The sequence below is a fragment of the Methylophilus sp. DMC14 genome, from assembly GCF_056314085.1.
Map to the genome: position 1 here is coordinate 110,976 of NZ_JBQUZA010000004.1, position 24,724 is coordinate 135,699.

Annotated in this window: 22 protein-coding genes and 1 tRNA gene; 4 read left to right on the forward strand and 19 right to left on the reverse strand. The window is 51.6% G+C overall.

Annotated features, from left to right (window positions below):
• Window positions 1–162: 162 nt before the first annotated feature.
• The 7 genes from asd to leuC all read right to left on the reverse strand — a co-directional run bounded on the left by asd (window position 163) and on the right by leuC (window position 5,811).
• A complete protein-coding gene (gene asd / locus ACT53C_RS09615; protein WP_476145733.1) occupies window positions 163–1,275 on the reverse strand; it encodes an aspartate-semialdehyde dehydrogenase in 1,113 nt (370 codons plus the stop codon).
• A gap of 63 nt (window positions 1,276–1,338) precedes the next feature.
• Window positions 1,339–1,461, reverse strand: coding sequence for an entericidin A/B family lipoprotein (locus ACT53C_RS09620; RefSeq protein ID WP_343223934.1), 123 nt, complete (start codon window positions 1,459–1,461; stop codon window positions 1,339–1,341).
• A 34-nt stretch (window positions 1,462–1,495) separates the two neighbouring features.
• A complete protein-coding gene (locus ACT53C_RS09625) occupies window positions 1,496–1,990 on the reverse strand; it encodes a YajQ family cyclic di-GMP-binding protein (protein WP_476145735.1) in 495 nt (164 codons plus the stop codon).
• Window positions 1,991–2,092: 102 nt separating this feature from the next.
• The gene (gene ppnP / locus ACT53C_RS09630; RefSeq protein ID WP_194746844.1) at window positions 2,093–2,404 is read right to left on the reverse strand and encodes a pyrimidine/purine nucleoside phosphorylase; all 312 of its coding nucleotides are present in this window, start codon (window positions 2,402–2,404) and stop codon (window positions 2,093–2,095) included.
• Between the two features lie 107 nt (window positions 2,405–2,511).
• Window positions 2,512–3,576, reverse strand: a complete 1,065-nt coding sequence (gene leuB / locus ACT53C_RS09635) for a 3-isopropylmalate dehydrogenase (RefSeq protein ID WP_275356369.1) — start codon at window positions 3,574–3,576, stop codon at window positions 2,512–2,514.
• Between the two features lie 177 nt (window positions 3,577–3,753).
• Window positions 3,754–4,392 carry a 3-isopropylmalate dehydratase small subunit gene (gene leuD, locus ACT53C_RS09640; protein WP_194746846.1) on the reverse strand — a complete coding sequence of 213 codons (639 nt, stop codon included), beginning with the start codon at window positions 4,390–4,392 and terminating at the stop codon, window positions 3,754–3,756.
• A 12-nt stretch (window positions 4,393–4,404) separates the two neighbouring features.
• A complete protein-coding gene (leuC, locus tag ACT53C_RS09645) occupies window positions 4,405–5,811 on the reverse strand; it encodes a 3-isopropylmalate dehydratase large subunit (protein WP_275355054.1) in 1,407 nt (468 codons plus the stop codon).
• Between the two features lie 150 nt (window positions 5,812–5,961).
• Between leuC and ACT53C_RS09650 the strand changes: the two genes are divergently transcribed.
• Window positions 5,962–6,750 carry a helix-turn-helix transcriptional regulator gene (locus ACT53C_RS09650; RefSeq protein WP_194746848.1) on the forward strand — a complete coding sequence of 263 codons (789 nt, stop codon included), beginning with the start codon at window positions 5,962–5,964 and terminating at the stop codon, window positions 6,748–6,750.
• A gap of 22 nt (window positions 6,751–6,772) precedes the next feature.
• Here the strand turns inward: ACT53C_RS09650 and cimA are convergent, their stop codons facing one another.
• The 5 genes from cimA to ACT53C_RS09675 form a co-directional block, all read right to left on the reverse strand.
• On the reverse strand, window positions 6,773–8,353 hold the full coding sequence (cimA, locus tag ACT53C_RS09655; protein WP_476145738.1) for a citramalate synthase: 1,581 nt from the start codon (window positions 8,351–8,353) through the stop codon (window positions 6,773–6,775).
• Between the two features lie 5 nt (window positions 8,354–8,358).
• Complete coding sequence (locus ACT53C_RS09660) at window positions 8,359–9,582, reverse strand: argininosuccinate synthase (RefSeq protein ID WP_275355048.1); 1,224 nt, start codon at window positions 9,580–9,582, stop codon at window positions 8,359–8,361.
• A gap of 269 nt (window positions 9,583–9,851) precedes the next feature.
• Window positions 9,852–10,766: an ornithine carbamoyltransferase gene (argF, locus tag ACT53C_RS09665; protein WP_313989006.1), complete on the reverse strand. Its 915-nt coding sequence runs from the start codon at window positions 10,764–10,766 to the stop codon at window positions 9,852–9,854.
• 21 nt (window positions 10,767–10,787) lie between these two features.
• Window positions 10,788–11,978 (reverse strand): aspartate aminotransferase family protein, encoded by a 1,191-nt coding sequence (locus ACT53C_RS09670; protein ID WP_228518627.1) that lies wholly within the window; start codon window positions 11,976–11,978, stop codon window positions 10,788–10,790.
• Window positions 11,979–12,040: 62 nt separating this feature from the next.
• Entirely contained in the window at window positions 12,041–12,532 is a 492-nt protein-coding gene (locus ACT53C_RS09675; protein WP_275355042.1) for a urate hydroxylase PuuD, read from the reverse strand.
• A 535-nt stretch (window positions 12,533–13,067) separates the two neighbouring features.
• Between ACT53C_RS09675 and mqo the strand changes: the two genes are divergently transcribed.
• The gene (gene mqo, locus ACT53C_RS09680) at window positions 13,068–14,555 is read left to right on the forward strand and encodes a malate dehydrogenase (quinone) (protein WP_476145741.1); all 1,488 of its coding nucleotides are present in this window, start codon (window positions 13,068–13,070) and stop codon (window positions 14,553–14,555) included.
• A 101-nt stretch (window positions 14,556–14,656) separates the two neighbouring features.
• Window positions 14,657–16,405 (forward strand): adenylyl cyclase, encoded by a 1,749-nt coding sequence (locus tag ACT53C_RS09685; protein WP_476145743.1) that lies wholly within the window; start codon window positions 14,657–14,659, stop codon window positions 16,403–16,405.
• A 47-nt stretch (window positions 16,406–16,452) separates the two neighbouring features.
• Here the strand turns inward: ACT53C_RS09685 and ACT53C_RS09690 are convergent, their stop codons facing one another.
• The 3 genes from ACT53C_RS09690 to rnr all read right to left on the reverse strand — a co-directional run bounded on the left by ACT53C_RS09690 (window position 16,453) and on the right by rnr (window position 21,668).
• A complete protein-coding gene (locus ACT53C_RS09690) occupies window positions 16,453–18,231 on the reverse strand; it encodes an ABC transporter ATP-binding protein (RefSeq protein WP_476145745.1) in 1,779 nt (592 codons plus the stop codon).
• Window positions 18,232–18,249: 18 nt separating this feature from the next.
• Entirely contained in the window at window positions 18,250–19,002 is a 753-nt protein-coding gene (gene rlmB, locus ACT53C_RS09695; RefSeq protein WP_194746855.1) for a 23S rRNA (guanosine(2251)-2'-O)-methyltransferase RlmB, read from the reverse strand.
• Between the two features lie 188 nt (window positions 19,003–19,190).
• Window positions 19,191–21,668 carry a ribonuclease R gene (gene rnr / locus ACT53C_RS09700; RefSeq protein ID WP_476145747.1) on the reverse strand — a complete coding sequence of 826 codons (2,478 nt, stop codon included), beginning with the start codon at window positions 21,666–21,668 and terminating at the stop codon, window positions 19,191–19,193.
• A gap of 35 nt (window positions 21,669–21,703) precedes the next feature.
• On the opposite strand from rnr, the gene ACT53C_RS09705 reads away from it, so the two are divergent.
• Window positions 21,704–21,788 (forward strand) — tRNA-Leu (locus ACT53C_RS09705).
• Between the two features lie 147 nt (window positions 21,789–21,935).
• Here ACT53C_RS09705 and ACT53C_RS09710 read toward each other — a convergent pair.
• The 4 genes from ACT53C_RS09710 to ACT53C_RS09725 all read right to left on the reverse strand — a co-directional run bounded on the left by ACT53C_RS09710 (window position 21,936) and on the right by ACT53C_RS09725 (window position 24,720).
• Window positions 21,936–22,523, reverse strand: coding sequence for a hypothetical protein (locus tag ACT53C_RS09710; protein ID WP_313988986.1), 588 nt, complete (start codon window positions 22,521–22,523; stop codon window positions 21,936–21,938).
• Window positions 22,524–22,682: 159 nt separating this feature from the next.
• Complete coding sequence (locus ACT53C_RS09715; protein ID WP_194746858.1) at window positions 22,683–23,051, reverse strand: hypothetical protein; 369 nt, start codon at window positions 23,049–23,051, stop codon at window positions 22,683–22,685.
• 137 nt (window positions 23,052–23,188) lie between these two features.
• On the reverse strand, window positions 23,189–23,953 hold the full coding sequence (locus ACT53C_RS09720) for an MBL fold metallo-hydrolase (RefSeq protein ID WP_476145749.1): 765 nt from the start codon (window positions 23,951–23,953) through the stop codon (window positions 23,189–23,191).
• Window positions 23,944–24,720: a TatD family hydrolase gene (locus ACT53C_RS09725; protein ID WP_476145750.1), complete on the reverse strand. Its 777-nt coding sequence runs from the start codon at window positions 24,718–24,720 to the stop codon at window positions 23,944–23,946. The genes ACT53C_RS09720 and ACT53C_RS09725 overlap by 10 nt, the downstream gene beginning before the upstream one ends.
• Window positions 24,721–24,724 lie beyond the last annotated feature (4 nt).

A 24,724-nucleotide genomic window follows, 5' to 3' on the forward strand; every position in this document is an offset into this window, starting at 1 on the left:
CAGACAGCCACGCAAGCGCGTGCAGACGGCTTGCAGGCAATATATACACTGTTTTTAGTGTCTCGCATCCATTAAACACTAGCCCCAAAAAAGCAAAAGCCCGAAAAGACTATGATTTCATTGATAAATCATAGCTTTACGGGCTGCTACTTCACAAACTACTTAAGCTTCTACCAAAATTCTTAACATGCGTCGCAATGGCTCGGCGGCACCCCACAACAACTGGTCGCCGACTGTAAACGCGGACAGATATTCGCCACCCATTGCCAGTTTGCGCAAACGCCCCACCGGCGTGGTCAACGTGCCGGTAATCGCCGCTGGCGTTAACTCACGCATACTCACTTCGCGCTCGTTGGGAATCACCTTTGCCCAGGGGTTGGCTTCCGCCAGCATCTGGTTGATCTCATCGAGCGGCACGTCTTTGCGCAGTTTGAGCGTCAAAGCCTGTGAATGGCAACGCATGGCGCCAATGCGCACACACAAACCATCAATCACAATCGGATTTGCCGAGCGCCCCAGAATCTTGTTGGTCTCAACGCCCCCCTTCCACTCTTCTTTGCTTTGACCATTGCCCAAATCCTTGTCTATCCAGGGGATCAGGCTACCGGCAAGCGGCACGCCAAAGTTGGATTGCGGTAGCGCTTCACTGCGGATGGTATCGGCCACCTGTTTGTCGATATCCAGAATCGCAGAAGCAGGATCGGCCAGCAAGTCAGCCACAGAGGCATTGACCACGCCCATTTGCGTAATCAATTCACGCATATTTTGTGCACCGGCACCAGACGCAGCCTGGTAGGTCATGGACGTTGCCCACTCAACCAGATCGGCCTTGAACAAGCCATTAAGCGCCATCAGCATCAACGAAACCGTGCAATTGCCGCCTATCCAGTTGTTTCCGCCATTCGCGAGCGCATCTTTAATGACATGCATATTGACCGGATCAAGAATAATCACGGCATCGTCCTCCATACGCAAGGTCGAGGCAGCATCAATCCAGTGACCGTTCCAGCCGGCAGCGCGCAATTGCGGGAACACTTCACTGGTGTAATCGCCGCCCTGGCAGGTGACAATCACCTCCATCTGCTTCAATGCGTCTATATTTTTCGCATCTTTAAGCGCGGGAGATGCTTTACCCACATTGGGTGCTGCACCGCCTGCTTGCGAGGTGGTGAAAAACTGCGGTTCGATATCCGCAAAATCATTTTCCTGACGCATGCGTTGCATCAGCACAGAACCCACCATGCCACGCCAGCCTACAAACCCTACCTTCAACATATTCAACCTTTATTGTTAACCGCACAGCCGTGCGGATAAACGCAGATAATTTTGATTCAACCCTTATTTGGTTGACTTTTGCACGGCTTCGCCAGCCTTTTCCAGATCCTTGCCCATGCCGTCAATGGTATTACAGGCCGCCAAGGTCAATGCAGTGATTACACACAAAATTAACGTTTTAAACATCATCCTCTCCTCAAATGACTGATGCCGACCGTCATCAGTCTCTAAAGTTACCAAATTTCAACGGAAAATCAGTAATACTCTTTTTCACAAATGCAATCGCCTCTTGCAGGACGTCTCGCTTCGCCCCATTCACGCGCACGGTGTCGCCCTGAATGGTGGCCTGGACTTTCATGCCACTGTCTTTAATCAGCTTGGTGATTTTTTTGGCCAGGTCGCTATCAATGCTATCACGCACAATCAACTCCTGCTTGACCTTGTTACCAGACACCTTTTGCACATCCTTGTGCTCCAGCCGCTTGGAAGACTCTGGCTCTTTTTTTTCCATGGCTGGCAGCAAAATATCTTTCACCTGATCCAGCTGAAAATCATTATCCCCAAACAAAGTGATCACTTTGTCTTTCTCGTTAAACTCGATGTTGGCCGAAGTGCCTTTAAAGTCATAGCGATTGGTAATTTGCTTGCTGGCAGCATCAATCGAATTCTTCAAATTAACCATATCGACTTCGGATGTAATATCAAAGCTAGGCATTTTTTAAAACCTCACAAGCGATGGCAGGACAAGGCGGAAGCGCGCAGGCAGTACATCTAGTACGACCAGCGCGACCAACGCAGTCATGCCGAGCAATCGCAATTATTCGAAGTGGCAGACGTAGTCTACGGTCTCTACTGTTTCAATCTCAAAACTGGAATTACCCGGTACCGTGAATTTCTCACCGCCCTTGTAGGTGGTCCAGTTTTCCTCGCCTTTCAGGCGTACCTTGCAAACACCATCGTTGATTTCCATCAACTCCGGGGAGCCTGTATTAAAGGTCAATGTACTCGGAAAAATTACGCCTACGGTACACCGCGTGCCATTCGGGAACAGCACGGTGTGACTCACACATTTGCCATCAAAATAGACGTTGGCTTTCTTTTTTACACTGACATTATCAAATTGCGCCATTTTTAAATTCCTGTTTAATTTCAATACGCTGCAAAACAAGCAAAGGACTATATCACAGCTAAATCTGCGCGAGCGCGATGAAGTTGCATCCGCCCGCGCAACCAGTGTTACATGGCCGCTACGATTTGGTCGCCCATCTCCGAGCATGACACGCGTTTGGTGCCTTCTTCGTAGATGTCACCGGTGCGGTAGCCCGCTGCCAGAACCTTTTTCACAGCATTTTCAATGCGGGTGGCAGCAGCTTCATTATCAAAGCTGTAGCGCAACATCATGGCCGCAGACAAAATGGTCGCAATCGGGTTAGCCAGGTTCTTGCCGGCGATATCCGGTGCAGAACCGTGTGATGGTTCATACAGGCCTTTTTTGCTCTCGTTCAAGGATGCAGAAGCCAGCATACCAATTGAGCCAGTCAGCATGGAGGCTTCATCAGACAGGATGTCACCAAAAATGTTACCAGTCACCATCACGTCAAACTGTTTAGGGTTGCGAATCAGCTGCATGGCGGCATTGTCCACATACATATGGCTCAACTCGACTTCCGGATATTCTTTCGCTACATCGATCACGATTTCTTTCCAGAACTCGGTGGTTTCCAGCACATTGGCCTTGTCTACTGAACACAGTTTTTTCTGGCGTTTCATCGCGATCTGGAAAGCGACGTGCGCAATACGGCGGACTTCTGGCTCACTGTAAATCATGGTATTAAAACCTTCGCGCACGCCCTGCTCGTTGGTGCGCATGCCGCGTGGCTGACCAAAATAGACGTCACCGGTCAGTTCACGCACAATCATGATATCCAGACCAGCCACCACTTCAGGTTTTAGCGTAGAAGCGTTGGCCAACTCTGGGAACAGCACCGCTGGGCGCAAGTTGGCAAACAGACCCAAGTCTTTACGAATCGCCAGCAAACCGCGCTCTGGACGCAATGGACGGTCCAGGGTGTCATACTGTGGGCCGCCTACCGCGCCCAACAAAACAGCATCCGCTTCACGGCAAACTTTTTGCGTAAACTCTGGATAGGGATGACCGAACTGGTCATACGCCTGACCACCCAACGGTGCCTCGGTGAAGGTCATTTCCAGACCTTCTTTGTGCAACACATCCAGTACGCGCAAGGCTTGTTTAATAATTTCCGGGCCGATGCCATCGCCTGGCAACACTGCAATATTCAATGCCATTATTTTTTCCTAACTATATATACAATCTCAATAAAAACGATGAAAAACCGTCGCGAGCGATGGCGTGGCTAGGCGCTCGGAGCGCAGAAACCGGAATGTACACTGAATACATAAGGATTTCGAGCACCGAGCAACAACGCCAATTCATTTTGTCGCAGATGAATTACGTTTTTATGCGAACAACCAGGGTTGTGCAGCCTTATGTTTCTCTTCAAACGTTTTGATTTCATCTGCATGCTGCAAGGTCAGGCCGATCTCATCCAGGCCATTGAGCAAATTGTGCTTGCGTGTCGGTGTAATCTCAAAGCTGAATGACTGGCCAGAAGGCGTGGTCACTGTTTGCGCTACCAGATCGACATTCAGTGTATACCCTTCATTGGCAAAGCATTCTTTGAACAACTGATCCACCTGCTCGGCAGCAGCCACGATGGGCAAAATACCGTTTTTATAGCAGTTATTAAAGAAAATATCGGCAAAGCTGGGCGCAATAATGACACGGAAGCCTTGGTCTTCAATCGCCCATGGCGCATGCTCACGTGAAGAGCCGCAGCCAAAGTTGTCACGCGCGAGCAGGACTTGTGCACCTTGGTAACGCGGCTGGTTCAAGACAAAGTCCGGATTTAATGGACGCGTACTGCAATCCATACCAGGCTCGCCATAGTTGGTATAGCGCCACTCATCAAACAAATACGGGCCGAAACCAGAACGTTTGATTGATTTCAAGAACTGCTTGGGAATAATCGCGTCAGTGTCCACGTTGGCTCGATCCAGCGGACAAACCAGCCCATTCAAGGTAGTAAATGCTTTCATAATGTTCTCCTCTTATGCGCTGCGCACGTCAACAAAATGACCGGCAATCGCAGCAGCTGCCGCCATTTCAGGGCTGACCAAATGCGTACGTCCACCTGGACCCTGACGGCCTTCAAAGTTACGGTTGGAGGTTGAAGCGCAACGCTCACCAGGGCTCAAGCGGTCTGAGTTCATGGCCAGACACATGGAGCAGCCAGGCTCACGCCACTCAAAACCAGCCTCAATAAAAATCTTGTCCAAGCCTTCAGCTTCGGCCTGGCGCTTCACCTGGCCAGAGCCCGGCACCACCATCGCCAGCTTGATATTGCTGGCCACTTTTTTACCTTTGGCGACGCTGGCAGCGGCACGCAAGTCCTCAATACGCGAGTTGGTGCAGGAACCAATAAAGATTTTATCGAGCTGAATTTGCTCAATCGGGGTATTGGCAGTCAAGCCCATATATTTGAGCGCGTTTTCAATACTGGTGCGTTTGGTTGCATCGGCTTCCTGGGCAGGATCCGGCACAGTGGAGCCGATGGGCAGCACTTGCTCAGGCGAGGTCCCCCAAGTCACTTGTGGAGCAATCTCTGCACCGTTCAATGTCACGATGGTATCAAACTCGGCATCAGCATCGGATTTGAGGGTGCTCCAGTAAGCGACAGCTTGCGCCCAATGCTCGCCCTTAGGCGCATGCAGACGGCCTTCAAGGTAAGCTGATGTTTTCTCATCCGGGGCCACCAGGCCCGCACGAGCGCCGGCTTCAATCGCCATGTTACACAGCGTCATGCGGCCTTCCATGGACAAGCCACGGATCACTTCGCCGCCAAACTCAATCGCGTACCCCGTACCGCCAGCGGTACCGATTTTGCCGATAATCGCCAGCGCCACGTCTTTGGCCGTCACGCCTTTGCCCAATTGGCCATCGACCTTCACCAGCATGCGCTTGGATTTTTTCGCGACCAGGGTTTGTGTAGCCAAGACATGCTCAACCTCTGAAGTACCGATGCCGTGCGCCAACGCGCCAAAGGCACCATGAGTTGAGGTATGGCTATCGCCACAGACCACGGTCATACCAGGCAAGGTCGTGCCATTTTCAGGCCCAATCACATGAATAATGCCTTGGTCTTTGTTTTTAAAAGGAAAATACACCAAGGCACCAAACTCTTTGATGTTGTTATCCAGCGTTTCCACCTGCAAACGGGACACTGGATCTTCAATGCCTTTGTCCCAGTCTTTGGTCGGTGTATTGTGGTCAGGGTTAGCCACAATGCTGGAATTACGCCATGGTTTACGCCCGGCCAGACGCAAGCCTTCAAAAGCCTGTGGGCTGGTCACTTCATGCACCAGATGGCGGTCAATGTAAATCAGACAGGTGCCGTCTGCTTCTTCACGCACCACATGCGAATCCCATAATTTGTCGTACAGCGTTTTACCTGCCATGACAGTTCCTTTCAAACCACACAAAATAAATAACCTACGCAGAATACCTAAGTTTCAATACCCTTACAAGAATATGATTTATACTAGTATTGAAACTACCACTTTAAACAGCCGCTGCACACGCAAGCAATTGATGCTCAACAGGAAAAGATGGATTCAAGACGCCAGGAGCTCGCAGAATTTTTACAAGCCATGCGCCAGCGTGGCAGCCCGGAAGCCTTTGGTTTTCCATCAGGCGTTCGCCGTCGCACCCAAGGGCTACGCCGCGAAGAAGTGGCTCAATTGGCAGGGATCAGCGCTACCTGGTACACCTGGATCGAGCAAGCGCGCGAAGTCAATGTGTCGGCCGAAGCCCTGGACCGCCTGGCCAATGCACTCAAACTGAGCAAGTCTGAACGTAGCTATCTGTTTGACATGGCAGACCGCCGTGACCCGCATGCACACCAGAACCAAGTTGATACGGCGCCGGAAACCCTGGTGACCATGCTGAAACACATCCAGATTCCGGCGTACATCATGGGCCGCACCTGGGACATGTTGGCCTGGAATACCGCAGCAAGTGATTTGTTTAGCGGACTGCTGGATATTGAGTGGCCTGCTGGTGAACACCCCAACCTGCTACGCTTTGTGTTTGCACATCCGGCGGCAAAACAGTTTGTAGTGAACTGGGACATGCGCGCGCGTAGACTGGTGGCAGAATTCAGAGCGGACAGCCGCACACGGCTGGAAGAGCCTGAAATCAAGAAACTCATCGACGAACTGAGTAATGCCAGTGCAGAGTTTGCAGCGTTCTGGAAACAGCATGATGTGCTGGAAAGACAAGGCGGACAGCGCGCCTTTCAACATCCGACGCAAGGCTTGATTCAATATCAGCAGGTGACGCTACGTCCGGTAGAACAGGAACACCTTAAACTGGTGTTGCTGCAACCTGCTGACTAATCAGCGTTCGGGTTTGCTGCGCTTATGGGCTTGTCCGCGATTGCGACAACTTATATTCAATCGCATCCTTCAAGGCCAGCCAGGATGCCTGAATGATGTCAGAAGAAACACCGATGGTCGTCCAGTTGCTTTGCTGATCGGTAGACTCTATCAACACACGCACCTTCGCTGCCGTGGCCAGATTGGAGTCCAGCACCCGCACTTTGTAATCCACCAGCTTGATTTCATCGATGGCCGGATAAAACGGCTGCAGCGCCTTGCGCATGGCCTTGTCCAGGGCATTCACGGGACCATCACCCTGAGCGGTTGCGCTGGTTTCCTGGCCATTCACGCTGACGTGTATCGTCACCGAGGAATTCAACCCATCCGCTGACGGTTCATAAATATTGACATGGTATTGCTTGAGGCTGAAAAACGGCTTGAACTTGCCCAGTAATTTCTGCATCAGCAAGTCAAACGAGCTCTCGGCATTTTCAAACTGATACCCTTCATGCTCCAGAGCTTTCAGCTGCTCCAGGATATTCACTGCCGCTTGAGACTCTTTGGTCAGGCTAGGATCAATTTGTTGCAACTTGCGCAAAATCGCCCCGCGACCCGCGACTTCAGAGACCAGAATATGTCTCTCATTGCCAACCATGCCAGGGTTGATGTGCTCATAAGATTTCGGATTCTTATTCACTGCATCAATATGCATGCCGCCCTTGTGCGCAAAGGCATCCTGCCCGACATAAGGCGCCTTGTCGTTAAACGCAACATTGGCGACTTCACTGACAAAGCGTGCGGCGGACGTCAACTCGGATAATTGCGACTCTGAAATACAGGCCAAACCCAGTTTCAACTGCACATTAGGGATAATCGACACCAGGTTGGCGTTACCACAGCGCTCACCGATGCCGTTGATGGTGCCTTGCACCTGGATGGCGCCAGCCTGCACGGCAGCCACCGAGTTGGCGACCGCCATTTCACAGTCGTTATGGCAATGAATGCCGATCTGCACTGCAGGGAAACGGTTCACCACTGTTTGCGTGATGCTGAATACCTCGTTCGGGAAAGTGCCGCCATTGGTATCACACAAGGCCAACACATCCGCCCCAGCATCTACCGCGGCTTGCAATGTCTGCATGGCATAGTCGGCATTGGCTTGATAGCCATCGTAAAAATGCTCGGCGTCAAACACCACCTCTTTGCCTTGCGCCTTGAGGTAGGCAATGGTATCGGCAATCATCGCCAGGTTTTCGTCTAGCGTCGTACGCAGAATGTCAGTGACCTGGTAATCCCAACTCTTGCCAAAAATGGCCACCGCCGTTGTGTTGGCTGATAACAGCGACTGCAAATTCTTGTCTTCTGCTGCGGTAATGCCAATCCGGCGTGTACTGCCAAACGCAATAATTTTGGCATGCTGCAGATGGAGCTCGCCGACGCGGGCAAAAAACTCGAGGTCTTTCGGGTTAGAGCCAGGATTACCGGCCTCAATGTAGCCAATGCCCAATTGGTCCAGACGCTGAACCACCTTGAGTTTATCCTCAACCGAAAAAGACACTCCCTGCGCTTGCGCGCCATCGCGCAAGGTAGAGTCGTAGGCAATGACGCGTCGATGAGCCATAAGAATTATTTTTTACGGCTGTGCAAGTTGGCTGCAATACGCATGCGCAAAGCATTCAACTTGATAAACCCGCCGGCATCTTTCTGGTCATAAGCGCCTTTGTCATCCTCAAACGTCGCAATGGTCGAGTCAAACAACGAATCAGTTTTGCTGTCACGGCCAACCACAATCACGTTGCCTTTGTACAACTTCACGCGCACCCAGCCATTCACCGTCGCCTGGGTATGGTCGATCAAAGTTTGCAAGGCAACACGCTCTGGGCTCCACCAGTAGCCGTTATAGATCAGGCTGGCGTAACGTGGCATCAAATCATCCTTCAAGTGCGCCACTTCGCGGTCCAGCGTAATGCTTTCAATCGCACGGTGCGCTTTCAGAATAATGGTGCCGCCCGGAGTTTCGTAGCAACCACGGGACTTCATGCCTACATAGCGGTTTTCCACCAGATCAAGACGACCCACACCATGTTTGCCACCCAAGCGGTTCAGCTCAGCCAGAATCTCGTGTGCTTTCATGGATTTGCCATTAAGCGCAACAATGTCACCCTGTTTGAACTCAAGGTCCAGATATTCGGCCGCGTCTGGCGCTTTTTCAGGGGATACGGTCCAGCGCCACATGTCTTCCTCGGCTTCCGCTGCCGGGTCTTCCAGGTGACGGCCTTCGTAGGAAATATGCAACAGGTTAGCATCCATTGAATAAGGGCTGCCGCCTTGCTTGTGCTTCATCTCAACCGGGATACCATGTTTTTCGGCATAGGCCAGCAGTTTTTCACGGGACAGCAGATCCCATTCACGCCATGGGGCGATAATTTTGATGTTGGGATTCAAGGCATAGGCACCCAGCTCAAAACGCACCTGGTCGTTACCCTTACCGGTGGCACCATGCGAAATAGCATCCGCTTTGGTTTCGTTGGCAATTTCAATCAGGCGCTTGGCAATCAGCGGACGCGCAATCGAGGTGCCAAGCAAATATTCACCTTCGTAAACAGTGTTGGCCCGGAACATCGGGAACACAAAATCACGCACAAACTCTTCACGCAGGTCATCAATATAGATTTCGTTCACGCCAAATTTTTTGGCTTTTTCACGCGCGGGCTCCAGCTCTTCGCCCTGACCAAGGTCGGCAGTAAACGTGACCACCTCACATTGATAAGTGTCCTGCAACCATTTAAGAATCACGGAAGTGTCCAGGCCGCCAGAATAGGCCAATACGGCTTTTTTAATATCGCTCATTGAAGTTGTATTTCCATAAAAAATATTTTTACCTCACAGCAAACAAGATAAAGAGAAAATCTGTAAAAGCGCTTTTTCTCTGCGACCTCTGTGTTGTCTGTGGCTAACACATGCTTTTGGCGTCACGTTTACTGTCACGCCTGTCTGACACGCTTAATTTCAACTTCGTGTCAGAGTGAACCTATAAAAAAACAATTTTTTTGCTACAGAGATCACAGAGGGCAAGGAGAAAACCACCTTGAAACACTCTGGGTCTCTGTGGTGAAAAATCAAACCTTACCTAATAACAAATATTCCATCAGCGCTTTTTGCGTGTGCAGTCTGTTCTCGGCTTCGTCCCAGACCACGCTTTGCGCGCCATCAATGACCTCGGCCGAAACTTCTTCACCACGGTGCGCAGGCAAGCAGTGCATAAACACGGCATCGGCTTTTGCGACCTTCATCATGTCAGCGTCGACTTGCCAATCGGCGAAGTCTTTGCGGCGCTCTTCGTTTTCGGCCTCAAAGCCCATGCTGGTCCAGACATCGGTCGTGACCAGATCCGCGCCGAGAGCAGCCTCCATCGGGTCAGCAAATGACTCGAAATGATCCGTGCCGTACAAGTTAGCGCGCTCTGGTTCGACTTCATAGCCAGGCGGGGTCGACACATGCACATTAAAGTCCAGCACTTCTGCCGCCTGCAACCAGGTGTTACAGACGTTATTGCTGTCGCCAATCCAGGCCACGGTTTTACCCTGGATCGAACCTCTGTGCTCGATAAAGGTAAAAATATCCGCCAGGATCTGGCATGGGTGATATTCGTTGGTCAGACCATTGATCACCGGCACGCGCGAGTTTTGCGCAAAACGCTCAATGATGCTTTGCTCAAACGTGCGGATCATGACGATGTCACTCATGCGCGAAATCACCTGTGCCGCATCTTCTACCGGCTCGCCACGCCCCAGTTGCGAGTCACGGGTGTTGAGATAGATGGCTGAGCCGCCCAGTTGCTGCATGCCGGCCTCAAAAGACAAGCGGGTACGCGTACTGGCTTTTTCAAAAATCATGACCAGCGTGCGATCGACCAGCGGCCAGTATTGCTTGTAATCCTTGAATTGCGATTTAATCCATTTGGCACGGGTAAAGATGTGCTCTATCTCGTCGCGTGTCAGGTCATTAAATTGCAAAAAATGTTTAATACTCATGATGTGTAGACGCTTGCGTAATCAAGCATTTGCCTTTAAGAAATTTAAAATCAGGGGCGTTAACCTGCTTACCAACTCATCTGCTTCCTGCTTATTCATGATCAGCGGTGGTAACAAACGAATCACTTTTTCTGAGGTGACATTAATCAGCAATTTGGCCGCCAGCGCCTGCTTGACCAGCTCGGCACAGGGCCTGTCGAGTTCAATGCCTATCATCATACCGGCATTGCGTACATTGACCACACCAGCCTCGCCTTTGAGCGCAAGCGTAAACTGTTCGCGAATATAGTCGCCAACCGTCTGTGCGTTTTCACGCAATTGTTCTTCGGCGATGATATTCAGCGTGGCCATGCCAGCGGCTGTGGCCAGCGGGTTCCCGCCAAAGGTTGACCCATGCTTACCAGGCGTAAAGGTTTCTGCGGCCACGCCACGCGCGACACAAGCCCCAATCGGCACGCCTGAACCCAGGCCTTTGGCCAATGTCATCACGTCCGGCAGGATGCCACTGTGCTGAAAAGCAAACCAGGTGCCGGTTCTGGCAATGCCTGACTGGACTTCATCCAGCATCAGCAACCAGCCATTGGCATCGCACAGCGCGCGTAAGCCTTGCAAATAGGCTTTCAAACTGGCTGGAATATGAATCCCGCCCTCGCCTTGCACTGGCTCAACGAGAATAGCCACCACATTGTTTTTATGGGCTGCAATTGCTTTGACGGCTTCAATATCATCAAAAGGCACGCGGACAAACCCGCTTACCAAGGGCTCAAAACCGGCTTGCACCTTACGGTTACCGGTCGCCGACAAAGTGGCCATGGTCCTGCCATGAAAGCTTTGATCCATGACGATGATTTCAGGATGGTCTATGCCTTTGTTGTGTCCGTACAAACGCGCCAATTTAATCGCGGCCTCATTGGCTTCACAGCCTGAGTTACAGAAAAATACGCGATCCATGCCAGACAACTCGGCCACTTTGTCGGCCAACGCAGCTTGTTCTGCAATCTGGTAAATATTGGAGACATGGATCAGTTTGGCGATTTGTGCATTGAGCGCCGCTACAAATTTGGGATGGGTATGCCCCAAGCCATTCACCGCCACGCCAGACAACGCATCCAGATAGCGATCACCGGCAGTGTCTGTGAGCCAGACGCCCTCACCTTTAACAAAGGTCACTGGCTGTCTGCCATAGGTGTTCATTAAATGTTCCGAATGCATCTCAAACCCTTTTTCAAAAAACAAAAACGGCGGCTTAAGCCGCCGTAAACGTCTTAAACCCGCTAAAACCCTAATACGGCTCGATGACTCAACCCATTGGCCATAAAAAACAGCATGGGCAAGGAAAGCATCAAGTTCGTGCGTGAGGCCAGCATGGCGACACGTCTTGCATTGTTTTTCGCCTGCTCATCTGCCGCCACCATGCCAAGTATTTTTTTCTGATTGGGCCAAATCAGTACCCAAACATTAAACAACATAATGGTCCCCAGCCAGGCGCCCACACCAATCAATTCAAACCCGCCGCGCAAGGCGAACGCATCGGTAAAATGTGGGCCCAACAATGCCGCACCTGCCAGCCAGGTCACCACAGCAGACCAACGAAACCACAGCAAGGCACGTGGCGCGATATGTTTGTTAATACCCGCAGCCGTACCGTCTGCAGCGGCCGCTTTCAAGCCTGCCATTTGCACCAGATTAAAATAATAAAGCAGGCCCACCCAGGTAATGCCTGCCAATACATGAAACCATCTTGCGAGTGCCGGAACCAGTTCCATCGTATCAGCCTCCTGCAACCACAAAATTTTTGAGGAAAAAAACCAGCGCCAGCGTGAGCAACACACCAGAGAGAACGGATCCTGCAACAGATTCCAACGGATTTTTCATATACACCCCAACCCTTTTGTGTTTTTAAGCCTGATCGGACTAGATCCGCATGGTGGCTATGCCGGCTAGCCACTCGCAAACATTTTCATGCGCCTAAATTTAGGTGTCTCAAGAGCATAACGACTGCCATGAGACAACACCAAATCGGAAATTCAGATCAACGACCCAGTAAATCTTGTTCCAGTCAAATCCGGTTGAAGATAAACCCAAGCCAGGCTTGATTTTTTTGTGGTTTTGAACCTTTTTAATTTCATCCTCAAGCTTACCGTAAAAGCAATTTATTGACAAGTTAGCCCCAGGCTCATTGGCATGCGTCACGAAAGCATCAAGTTTAGATGATACGCGTGGTTTTTCGATTTATAATGCGCGGCGTCAATATAATTTGCGCCCAATCTGCAGGCGCGACAATGAGGGGACACTCGCACCATGGCAACAACAGACATCGATGTCGTGCTGGTTGGCGGCGGCATTATGAGCGCAACGCTGGCGTCTCTATTGCATAGACTCGACCCGACCTTAAGCATATGCATGGTGGAGCAACTCGAAGACGTTGCGCTTGAAAGTTCTGATGCACTGAATAATGCAGGCACTGGCCATGCGGGGTATTGTGAGCTCAACTACACCCCCAAAAACCGGCAGGGAGACATTCAGATTCGGCGCGCGCTGGAGATCAACGCCGCCTTTGAGGTGTCTCTGCAATATTGGTCTACCCTGACAAAAGAAGGGGCACTGCAAGCGGCAGCATTTATCCAGCGCGTCCCGCACCTGAGTGCGGTTTGGGGTGCTGAAGACGGTGCTTTTTTGCGTCAGCGATTTGAGTTATTACAAGCGCATCCTTTATTCGCCGAGATGCAGTGGAGCAACCAGCCGGAAACCCTGAACGAGTGGATGCCCCTGATGATGCGTGGCCGTGAAAGCGGCGCGCACATGTCTGCCACACGCGTCGCCCATGGCTCGGATGTCAATTTTGGCGCACTGACAAGGCAGTTGGTGTCTCACCTCAAGACGCAAGCCAACTTTACCTTGCTCACCCAATCCCGCGTCACCAAGCTCAAGCAAGTGAACAAGCGCGAAAAACATCCCTGGCAAATTCAAGTGCAGGATCTGGTCACCGGTAAAAAGCAAACTCTGGAAGCCCAGTTTGTGTTTTTAGGTGCCGGCGGCGGCGCCTTGCCCTTGTTGCAGCAGTCGGGGATCCCTGAAGCGAATGGCTATGGCGGTTTTCCGGTCAGTGGCCAATGGTTGATTTGTAATGAACCCTCGCTGATCAACACCCATCATGCCAAGGTTTACAGCCAGGCTGCGGTCGGCGCACCACCCATGTCGGTGCCGCATCTGGATACGCGCATGATACAAGGCAAGCCTGCGCTGCTATTTGGGCCCTATGCCGGATTCACCACGCGCTTTCTCAAGCAAGGCTCGCGTTTCGACCTGGCCAAATCTGTCAAAGTCAGAAACATCAAGAGTCTGCTCGGTGCGGGCCGACACAATCTGGACCTGACCAAATACCTGATCAAGGAAGTGTTTCAAACACATGAGCAGCGCATGACTGCATTACGCGTATTTCTGCCCGCCGGCGATAGCCAGCACTGGCAACTGGCACACGCCGGGCAACGGGTCCAAATCATCAAGCGCTGCCACCAGCATTGGGGCAAGCTGGAGTTTGGCACTGAAATTGTAGCCAGTGCCGATGGCAGCCTGGCGGCCTTGCTTGGGGCATCGCCTGGCGCATCTGTCAGCGTCAAGGCCATGTTGGACGTATTACAACGCTGTTTTGCCAAGCGTATGCAAAGCCAGGCCTGGCAAGAGACACTCAAGTCGTTGATTCCGTCTTATGGAGAATCGTTAATTGATGACGCCGAGCTACTTGCACGCGTACGTCGTGACACCTTGAGTATCTTGCAGCTGGGTTAATCACAAACACCCGAAGTGATGCGACAACTTGATAAAAAGTTGAATTTCCTCGACAGTCATGTGGTCATGTCTAGTGGACTGTATTAGAAAGCGAACTGTTTATGTATTCCAGCATAGCCGACAAAACACTATTGAATCTCTTTGGCGCAGGCCTTACCGCAGTGGTTTTAGCCGGGTGTCAGGCGGATGCGCATAAAGTACAAGCCTCTGCCCCCGACTTTGGTGAAAACGTCTTTATCTTGGATCCACAAATGCCTGCAGAAGAAGTGCAGGCTAAGCTGGATACTTTGTTTAAGCAACAAGAGAGCAACCAGTTTGGACCCGAACGCTATGCCGTACTGTTCAAACCGGGCGTCTACCACAACAAGATCAAACTGGGCTTTTATACGCAGCTGATGGGCTTGGGCCGCTACCCCGATGACGTCATGTTGCAGGGTGGCATTGAGGTCAAGGCCACCTGGCACGAAGAGGATGCAACACAGAACTTCTGGCGTAGCGTAGAAAACCTGTCGGTCACGCCAGATAATGGCACCATGCAATGGGCGGTATCGCAAGCTTCGCCACTACGCCGCCTGCATGTCCGTGGCAATATGTTGCTGGATGACAATGGCGGCTGGTCGAGTGGTGGCTTTATCGCCGACAGCCTGATTGACCAGCAAGTCAACTCTGGCACCCAGCAGCAGTGGCTTACCCGCAACTCCAATATAGGCAGCTGGACCAATGCCAATTGGAATATGGTATTTGTTGGCGTCAAGCATGCCCCAGACGCAACGCATTGGCCTAACCCACCCTATACTGACGTCCCGCAGACACCGGTGGTACGGGAGAAACCATTCCTGACCCTCAGCCAATCTGGAGAATACCAGGTATACGTCCCGCCACTGCGCCAGCAGACACAAGGCATCAGCTGGCAAGATGCCCACCTGGACGGCACGACAATTCCTTTAAGCCGTTTTTATATCGCCAAAGCGGCAACAGATAACGCTGACAGCCTCAATGCAGCGCTCGCCAAAGGCCAGCATCTATTGCTGACGCCTGGCATTTACCAACTAGACAAAGCCCTCAACATTTCACATGCCAATACCGTCGTGCTTGGCCTGGGTATTGCCACCCTGCTGCCGACGCAGGGAAATCCTGCCATGACGGTGCAAGATGTCGATGGCGTGATTCTGGGCGGTGTGCTGTTTGATGCAGGCGAAAAAAACAGCGAGGTGTTATTGCAAGTGGGACAAAGCAAAACGACCATCTCGCATGTTCAAAACCCAATCAGCTTGCATGACGTGTTTTTCCGGGTAGGCGGCGCCAGTGTGGGCAATGCGACGCAGAGTGTCATGATCAATAGCAATCACGTCATTGGCGACAACTTGTGGGTTTGGCGTGGCGACCATGGCAATGGCATAGGCTGGGCCACCAATAAAACCAAGCATGGCATTGTCGTGAATGGCGATGATGTCACCATGTATGGCTTGTTTGTAGAGCATTTTCATGACTATCAAACGGTTTGGAATGGCGAAAATGGTGCGGTGTATTTTTACCAGAGCGAAGCGCCCTATGACGTCCCCAACCAGGCCAGCTGGATGAATGGCAACACCCATGGCTTTGCCTCTTACAAGGTAGCCGATCACGTCACCCAACACAAAGCCATCGGCATGGGTGTGTACTGCTTTTTTAATGACAATCCGGAAGTCAAACTGACTAGCGCGATTGAGGCACCGCTGGGCGAACATATCCAGTTTGAGCGCATGACCAGCGTTTCGCTGGGCGGGACAGGCGAAATCACACATGTGCTCAATACCAGTGGCGACGCTGCCAAACCAGGCAGTGAAGTGTCTCGCCTGTTGAAGCCTTAACGTATTCCCTTTTGAGCGCCTGCATTTAGCTGCAGGCGGCTCAAATATTAGCTGGCCTGCTGACCATACAAGCGTTGATAGACACTGCCGGCCTGCTGCACCAGCGTGTCATGCTGTCCTTCCTCAATGATGCGGCCCCCATCAAACACCAGCACGCGGTCAGCCTCTTTCACGGCAGATAATCTGTGAGCAATGATGATGGTCGTCCGCCCACGCAAAAAAGTGCGCATTGCCTGATGCAGCAAAGCTTCTGTATGCGTATCCAGCATGGAGGTCGCCTCATCCAAGATGACGATTTGCGGCTGTTTCAGCATCATGCGAGCAATCGCCAGCCGTTGACGTTGGCCACCGGACAAGCGCACCCCACTGCGCCCGAGCTGCGACGCCAGCCCTTGTGGCAAATCGCGCACAAATTGCGCTAGTTGCGCAATTTCAAGCGCCTGCCATAAGGCATCATCCGAATAAGCGGTCTCCAGACTCAGGTTTTGGCGCACGCTGTCATTAAACAACATGGGTTGTTGCAGCACCACGCCCAAGTGTTCGCGCACTTGTGCATAGCCCAACTGCTCAATCGGCTGGCCGTTGAATAAGATCTGCCCCTGAGTGGGAGCATATAAGCCCAGCAACAGTTGCACCAGGGTGGACTTGCCCGCGCCTGAGACGCCGACCAGCGCCACTTGCTCACCCGGTGCAATATCCAGCGTCACGTCGGCCAGAATAGGATCGCCTTCGCCATAAGCAAAGGTCACGTTTTGCAGGCGGATTGCTGCGGGTGAATGTGCATCCAGGGCTTGTACGGTGGCAGGATAATGGGGTTCTTCATCCGCCGCCAAAACCTGGTTGATCCGACCCAGCGCCGCCTTGGCGGCGTAATAAGAGACTTGCACCGACAACAGCTCTTGCACCGGGCCCATCATGAACCACAAGTAGCCAAACACAGCGATCATCTGGCCCACAGACAAGTTGGAAAACACCACCATCAACATGGCGACGGCACGAAAAATCTCAAAGCCAAATAAAAACACGCCGAATGACAAACGCGCCAGGGCGTCAGACTTCCAGCCGGAAGCCGTGGCGGCGGCTCTGACTGCCTCAGCCGCCTGCTTGGCTTTATCCAGAAAGCGGCGGTCGCTATTGCTGGCCCGCAATTGCTGCATCACTTCCAGCGTCTCGTTCACAGATTGCGACAAAACCTCAAATGCGCCATTTTCTCGCTGCTTCCAGGCTTTGACCTTTTTGCCCAAGACCATGGTCAGCGCGATCACAAACGGATTCAAGAACAGGATAATCAACGCCAGTTGCCAATGCATCCAGAGCAAGACAACAGCCACGCCAATCACGCTTAAGACGGCGACCAGCACTTTGGCGATGGTTTCACCTAAAAACTTGTCCAGCGTCTCAATATCGGTGAGCAGCCTGGCAGTGACTTGCCCTGCACCCAGGCTTTCATAGACTTGCATGCGTATCCTGCCCAGTTTATCCAGCAGCATTTGCCGTACCCCCAGCGTCACCTGTTTGGATAAGCCGACAAAAATACGGGTGGTCGCCACGCCGAGCAACACACTACTTAAGCGCAAGCTGATCGTGAACACCGTCACCACCACGATAATGGCAATCGGCCCCAGCCATTCGGCGGGGAGCAGCGCCGTCATTAATTTCGTGAGTTTGCCCGGTTGGTGCAGTAATACCTCATCCACCAGCAAGGGCATCAATAGCGGAATCGGCACCGCTACCATCGCCCCGCAAAAAGCCAGGCATTGCCCCAACCACAAACGGCGGTCCTGCTGGCGCAGTTGCTGCCACAAATCCTGCAAGCTTAGGGTCATGGGGATTGAGGTCTTTAGTTAGACGGCCAAGACGCGCTGACGGCGAATCTCGTATAATGCAATGCCACTGGCCACACTCACATTCAGGCTTTGTACCGTGCCAAACATGGGGATGGTAATCAAGGCATCACACGTTTCCTCGGTCAATCGACGCATGCCATCGCCCTCAGCCCCCATCACCAGGGCAATAGGGCCTTGCAGCTTGGTATTGTGCAACGAGCCCGGCGCATCCATGGTGGTGCCGACAATAAACACCCCCGCCTCTTTCAGCTCCCGTAAAGTGCGCGCCAGATTGGTCACGGCAATAAATGGCACCGTTTCGGCCGCACCACTGGCTACCTTGCGCACCGTGCCATTCAGGCCAACAGAGCGGTCTTTGGGTGCAATAATCGCATGCACGCCCATGGCATCAGCCACCCGCAAACAAGCTCCGAGGTTATGCGGGTCTTGCACACCATCCAGCACCAGGAAGAACGGCGGTTCATCCAGATCAGACTCCAGCACATCGTGGATATCCTTGTAAGGCATGGGCGTTTCAATCACGCGCGCAATCACGCCCTGATGGCGGCCATGCGCGCCGATAAAGCCATCCAGGCGCTGGCGATCCGCCTGAATCACGCGGATATTCTGCCCTTTAGCCATCTCAAGCAAATCACGCATCCGCGCGTCTACCCGATCCTGGTCAATAATAATTTCCTGAATGCTGCTACCATGCTGACGCATGCGACTCAACACCGCATGAAAACCAAACAAAATGCGGGCTTCCGACATAATCACTCCTAAATTTTTGATCTCTTTTGCTTATGCTTTGGCAAAAGTGAAAATACGAATCGCGCAGAGGCAGCTACATTCACTGCCCCGTGCGCGACGAGATGCCCCAAGCAGGGCAATATTGCATTAACCGCTATTATCCCAGATTTTTCATAAAGCGATTTTTCAATCTGATTGAACGGCTAGGATTATCGGGCTTTCGCCTTGGGTTTGCCTTTATTTTTTTGCGCAGAATGGCGGCCCTTGTCTTTGGCTGAGCGGCTTCTGGCCGGAGCAGGTTTGCTCGCAGCGGGCTTTTCTGCGGCGCTGCGAGACGTGCTGGTGCCGGATCTGGTTGATTTTTTGGCTGGTTGTTTAGCCGCTTTGGGAGCTTCCCACACTGCGGGCACCACCTTTTCAACCGGCTTGGTAGACCGTGTCTTTTTCACGCTGGACACGGCCAACGATTCAGCGACAGTACCATCTGCCGGATCAACCACGCCCTCTGACTTGCCGACCAGTGTAAAGTCAATACGCGTGGTTTCAAGATCCACACGCACCACCTTCACGGTTAAGCGGTCGCCTAAACGATAGCGCACGCCAGTGCGCTCGCCCACCATCTCATGCCGAGCTTTGTCATGAATGAAGTAGTCATTGCCCAGGTCGGTGACATGCAGCAAGCCTTCCACATAAACCTCATCAAGCGCCACAAACAAACCAAAGCTGGTGACACCTGCCACTGTGCCACTGAACACCTCACCCACCTTATCCTGCATGTAAAAGCATTTGAGCCAGTTCGTCACATCGCGGGTTGCGTCGTCGGCACGGCGCTCGGTCATGGAACAGTGCACGCCAAGGTGATGCCAGTCTTTGGCCTGATAACGTTTACCCTCAACCACTGCCTTGATCGCTCTATGCACCAGCAAGTCAGGATAGCGGCGGATCGGCGAAGTGAAATGCGTATACGCCTCATACGCCAGGCCAAAGTGGCCGACGTTATCCGGGCTGTACACCGCCTGCTGCATCGAGCGTAACAAGACCGTCTGTAATAACTGCGCATCCGGACGTTCTTTGATACGCTGCATGAGTTTGGCGTAGTCTTTGGCGTGCGGGCTCTCGCCCCCACCCACACCAAAACCAAATTCGCCCATAAACAGGCGCAAGGCCTCCAGTTTTTCTGGCGTAGGCCCCTCATGGATACGGAACAGGCAGGTCTGCTCGTTTTTGAGCAAAAAGTCAGCGGCACAGACGTTGGCCGCCAGCATGCACTCTTCAATCAGTTTGTGCGCATCGTTGCGTACCACCGGCACAATCTTGTCGATTTTGCCATTATCGTTAAACACCATCATGGTTTCAGTGGATTCAAACTCCACCGCACCACGTTTTTCGCGTTGTGTCAGCATGAGCCTAAACACGCTGTTGAGGTTCTGCAAATGCGGTAACAGCCAGGTATATTCCTCACTCAACGCAGCATCTTCGCCCTGCAATAAAGCAGCGACTTTGGTATACGTCATGCGCGCTTTAGACCGCATCACCGACGGGTAAAACTGGTATTGCTTGACCACGCCCTGCCCGTCCACCTGCATATCGCACACCATGCACAATCGCTCAACATCCGGGTTCAACGAACACAGCCCGTTAGACAAAGCCTCTGGCAACATCGGGATCACACGACGCGGAAAATACACCGAGTTGCCGCGGTCAAACGCCTCTTTATCCAGCGCATCCCCAGGCTGCACATAAAAACTCACGTCCGCAATCGCCACCACCAGGCGCCAACCTTTGCCTTGCGGCTCAGCAAACACAGCATCGTCAAAGTCACGTGCGGTTTCACCATCAATCGTAATCAAAGCCAAATCACGCAAATCCTTGCGGCCTTTATAATCTTTGGCTTGTACGGTTTTAGGAAAGTCTTCTGCCTGCTTGAGCGCCGCAGGATTGAATTGATGCGGCAAATGATGCTTGCGCAAGGCAATCTCAATCTCCATGCCGCTATCCGCATAATTGCCCAAAATCTCGACAATCTTGCCCATGGGGTTAGAGTGCGAAGAAGGATATTCGGTTAACTCAACCGTCACCACCTGTCCCACTTGCGCATCCATATCCAGATGGTAGGGAATCAGGATATCCTGGCTGATACGCTTGTCTTCAGCCGCAACGATGGTCACGCCCTGGGCACGGATCACGCGCCCTACCAGCGTCTTGTTCGCCCGCTCCAGCACCTCAACCAGCTTGCCCTCAGGCCGACCTCTGCGGTCCAGCCCGGCCAGCCGCACCATGGCGCGATCGCCATGCATGACCAAGGTCATTTCCTTGGGGCCTAAAAAGATATCTTCAGGATTTTTGGTTTTATCATCGGGGACCAGGAAACCATAACCATCGGTATGCCCGAACACGGTCCCCGCAATCAAATGGATTTTATCCGGCAAACAAAACGCACCCTTGCGGTTACGCATTAACTGGCCATCGCGCTCCATCGCGCCCAACCGGCGGTTAAAAATGTCACGCTCATCATGGCTGATATCAAGCATCACATAAATCTGCTCAGCACTCAGGGGAATTCCCTGGTCTGACAACAACTGCAACACCAACTCGCGACTAGGCAACGGTGTTTGGTATAACTCAGCTTCACGCTGGGCCTGCGGGTCATTTGCACGCAGGGATTTTTTAGTTTTTCTGGTTGACAATATTTATTCTTCCTTTAAAATGCACAGCTTCTTTAGCCCAGATGGCGAAATTGGTAGACGCGCTAGTTTCAGGTACTAGTGTTTAACGACGTGGAGGTTCGAGTCCTCTTCTGGGCACCATCAAGCAGCTTTCCAGCTGTGCCAAATTAGACTCCCAAGCAAACAATGTTTTTTGTGTATTACAAAGAATTTTCTTGGCTGTTTTTTGAATCAACATGTGGTCAGTTTAACACTCTTTGGTAATTGACTCTGTTTAAACTTCAAAACCTATATTCCTTTTTTTCTTCTATCAAAAATAACAATTAGAAAAACCGAAATTATCATAGCACCCCATGGGTAGGCCCATTTCATCACCCAAGGTGTCTCCTTAAAGCTGGGTAAAATTAGTCCTATGAGTAGGAAAAATGAAGACACGAACATTATTCCGCCCATCGCACTTGCCCTACCAGAGGTCATGGTGACTACCAAAAAAAAGCTTAAAACCAGCCAAGGAAATAAAATATAAATACTCTTTGTAAACCACTCAGGGAACGAATACCTTGTAGTTAAACTTGCCCCATCCACACCTACATAGCTTTTATAATTCACCTGAGAGTTAAACCCAGCTACTAGGCTTTTAAAGGATTCATTTAGCACCTTGTCATTTTCCTCCAAGTTTAGCTTTTCAGATAATGTTACTAATTGATCGAAAATTTTAACTTGCTTATCAAGCCTCTCCAGAGCAAAGTGCTGTGTATACGCTTCATATGCAAAGATTGCACTAATCAGAAGAAACAGCAAAACGAATGTAAATGTGAGTCGAGACCATGTGAAGTTAGTTAGTAGCCGTTCAAAGAAATCAATTAGACTGTTCATAATAATCATCCATCATTGATTATTTAATTGTCAAAAGTATAAGCAAAATTTAAGCGGCATGGCATTGCAACATAAACCTCGCATAATCATTACTTGTTAATGGAAAAATAAAAAAGCCCCGGTCTGCCGAGGCTTTTTTTAATCCAGCAACTGAATTGCCTAGCGATTATTAAAGAACCCAATATTCATCACTCTGTCATTCACAAAAGTGACTTCGGTTTCTTTGTAGGTGTTCTTTTTGTCGTATTTGACCAGGTTTTTGTAGTACCACATCTCAACCTGTACAGGTTTTGAGCTGTCTTGTTGTTTGCCGATGCCTGCGATCATGCTGTTGGCGTTGGTGGGCTTGACGGATTGCTGTTTTTTAAAGGGTTGGCCGAGTTTTTCGAGCACCACTTTTTTGGATTTGCCGCTAAAGCCGTTGATAAAGTCGTTTTCATCGTAGGTTTTGCCTGCCAGTGCGCTGGTTGCAGCCAAAGCGAGTGTGGCGGTGACCAAAGCGGTCATAAGATGGGTGTATACCTTCATGTTTACTTCCTGTTATCCAAAATCAAATTGCTGAATTATTGTTTTGTGCAAGTATAACTGTTTATATCTGGCTTTGGTTGACCTGGCTAAAGAGCCAGTCGGCCTCAGTGCAAGATTTAAAGCCCTTGGTGCACCGTTTAAAAATCAAGTTGCATGCCGTCATAACCGACCTGGACATTGGCAGGCACCCTGGCTTGCAGGGCCTGGTATTCAAGCTCATGGGTCATATGAATGAGCACATTGCGCTTGGCGCCTATGCGCTCAATCAAGGCCAGTGATTGCTCAACGTTGACATGCGTGGGGTGCGGTTTTTCGCGCAGGCAATCTATGAGCAACAGGTCTACCCCTTGCAGCAAGGCATACGCGCTTTCCGGGATATCGGAGACATCGGTCATGTAGACAAAGTTAGCGATACGGTAGGCGTAGATGCGGATTTTGCCGTGCATGATGGGGATGGGGATAATCTGCTGACCAGCCGCTTCAAACGGGCCCTCGACGGTATGTGCAGCCAAAACGGGCAAGTCCCAGTAAGTGGGGATGGGGTCACGCAGCGTGTAGCCAAACTTTTCCTGAATATGGGTAACCGCCTCGGGATAACTGTAAAGCGGAATCTGGCAGCGGTTAATCTGGCAAAACGCGCGTAAATCATCAATGCCGTGCAGGTGATCTGCATGTGTGTGGGTGTACAGCACGGCATCCACCCTGCGCATCTGTTGGCGCAAGGCTTGCAGGCGCAGGTCTGGCGAGGTGTCTATGAGGATCACGCGGCCGTCATCAAGTGTGACCATACTGGAGCAACGTGTGCGCTTGTTGCGCGTATCGGTCGAGCTGCAGGTGGCGCATTGGCAGCCGATCGCGGGCGTGCCAGCGCTGGAGCCTACGCCTAGTATGGTCAGTTGCATGGCTGGGCGTGCTTGAACAGTTTAAAAAAGTTAGCGGTGGTTGCGTCCATGATCTGCTGTAATGGCTGCTCGCGCAGACGCGCAACTTCTTCTGCCACATGCCGCACATAAGCGGGCTGATTGGTTTTGCCACGGAATGGGATAGGTGCCAGATAGGGGGAGTCTGTTTCGACCAACATGGATGTCAGCGGCACTTTTTGCGCGACGTCTTTGAGCGTCTGGGCATTTTTAAACGTCACGATGCCAGAAAACGAGATATAGAAACCCATGGCAATCGCGGCCTGGGCCACCTCCCAGCTTTCTGTAAAGCAGTGCATAACGCCCCCAACCTCGGCCGCGCCCTCCTCCTGCATAATCTTGATAGTATCCTCGGCCGCATTACGGGTATGGATGATCAAGGGTTTACCCGTCTGCCTTGCCGCCCGGATATGCGTTCTGAAGCGCTCGCGCTGCCAGGACAAATCACCAGTTAAACGGAAGTAATCCAGTCCGGTTTCGCCAATCGCCACCACGCGTGGATGATTGGCCAGTTCAACCAGGCCTTGTACGGTAGGCTCGGTAATGTTTTCGTAATCAGGATGCACGCCGACTGAGGCATAAATGTTGGGATACTGCTCGGCAATGGCAAGTACTTCGGGGAATTTATCCAGCGTGACCGAGACGCACAAGGCATGCCCCACCTGGTTGCTGCGCATGCTCTCCAATACTTGATCCATGTTCTGGACCAGCTCGGGAAAATTCAGGTGGCAATGGGAATCTACTAACATATTC

Excerpts from the sequence above, each read along its gene's own strand:
- asd (WP_476145733.1), bottom strand. The coding sequence starts at position 1,275 with ATGTTGAAGGTAGGGTTTGTAGGCTGGCGTGGCATGGTGGGTTCTGTG.
- ACT53C_RS09620 (WP_343223934.1), bottom strand. The coding sequence starts at position 1,461 with ATGTTTAAAACGTTAATTTTGTGTGTAATCACTGCATTGACCTTGGCG.
- ACT53C_RS09625 (WP_476145735.1), bottom strand. The coding sequence starts at position 1,990 with ATGCCTAGCTTTGATATTACATCCGAAGTCGATATGGTTAATTTGAAG.
- ppnP (WP_194746844.1), bottom strand. The coding sequence starts at position 2,404 with ATGGCGCAATTTGATAATGTCAGTGTAAAAAAGAAAGCCAACGTCTAT.
- leuD (WP_194746846.1), bottom strand. The coding sequence starts at position 4,392 with ATGAAAGCATTTACTACCTTGAATGGGCTGGTTTGTCCGCTGGATCGA.
- leuC (WP_275355054.1), bottom strand. The coding sequence starts at position 5,811 with ATGGCAGGTAAAACGCTGTACGACAAATTATGGGATTCGCATGTGGTG.
- ACT53C_RS09650 (WP_194746848.1), top strand. The coding sequence starts at position 5,962 with ATGGATTCAAGACGCCAGGAGCTCGCAGAATTTTTACAAGCCATGCGC.
- cimA (WP_476145738.1), bottom strand. The coding sequence starts at position 8,353 with ATGGCTCATCGACGCGTCATTGCCTACGACTCTACCTTGCGCGATGGC.
- ACT53C_RS09660 (WP_275355048.1), bottom strand. The coding sequence starts at position 9,582 with ATGAGCGATATTAAAAAAGCCGTATTGGCCTATTCTGGCGGCCTGGAC.
- argF (WP_313989006.1), bottom strand. The coding sequence starts at position 10,766 with ATGAGTATTAAACATTTTTTGCAATTTAATGACCTGACACGCGACGAG.
- ACT53C_RS09670 (WP_228518627.1), bottom strand. The coding sequence starts at position 11,978 with ATGCATTCGGAACATTTAATGAACACCTATGGCAGACAGCCAGTGACC.
- ACT53C_RS09675 (WP_275355042.1), bottom strand. The coding sequence starts at position 12,532 with ATGGAACTGGTTCCGGCACTCGCAAGATGGTTTCATGTATTGGCAGGC.
- mqo (WP_476145741.1), top strand. The coding sequence starts at position 13,068 with ATGGCAACAACAGACATCGATGTCGTGCTGGTTGGCGGCGGCATTATG.
- ACT53C_RS09685 (WP_476145743.1), top strand. The coding sequence starts at position 14,657 with ATGTATTCCAGCATAGCCGACAAAACACTATTGAATCTCTTTGGCGCA.
- ACT53C_RS09690 (WP_476145745.1), bottom strand. The coding sequence starts at position 18,231 with ATGACCCTAAGCTTGCAGGATTTGTGGCAGCAACTGCGCCAGCAGGAC.
- rlmB (WP_194746855.1), bottom strand. The coding sequence starts at position 19,002 with ATGTCGGAAGCCCGCATTTTGTTTGGTTTTCATGCGGTGTTGAGTCGC.
- ACT53C_RS09710 (WP_313988986.1), bottom strand. The coding sequence starts at position 22,523 with ATGAACAGTCTAATTGATTTCTTTGAACGGCTACTAACTAACTTCACA.
- ACT53C_RS09715 (WP_194746858.1), bottom strand. The coding sequence starts at position 23,051 with ATGAAGGTATACACCCATCTTATGACCGCTTTGGTCACCGCCACACTC.
- ACT53C_RS09720 (WP_476145749.1), bottom strand. The coding sequence starts at position 23,953 with ATGCAACTGACCATACTAGGCGTAGGCTCCAGCGCTGGCACGCCCGCG.
- ACT53C_RS09725 (WP_476145750.1), bottom strand. The coding sequence starts at position 24,720 with ATGTTAGTAGATTCCCATTGCCACCTGAATTTTCCCGAGCTGGTCCAG.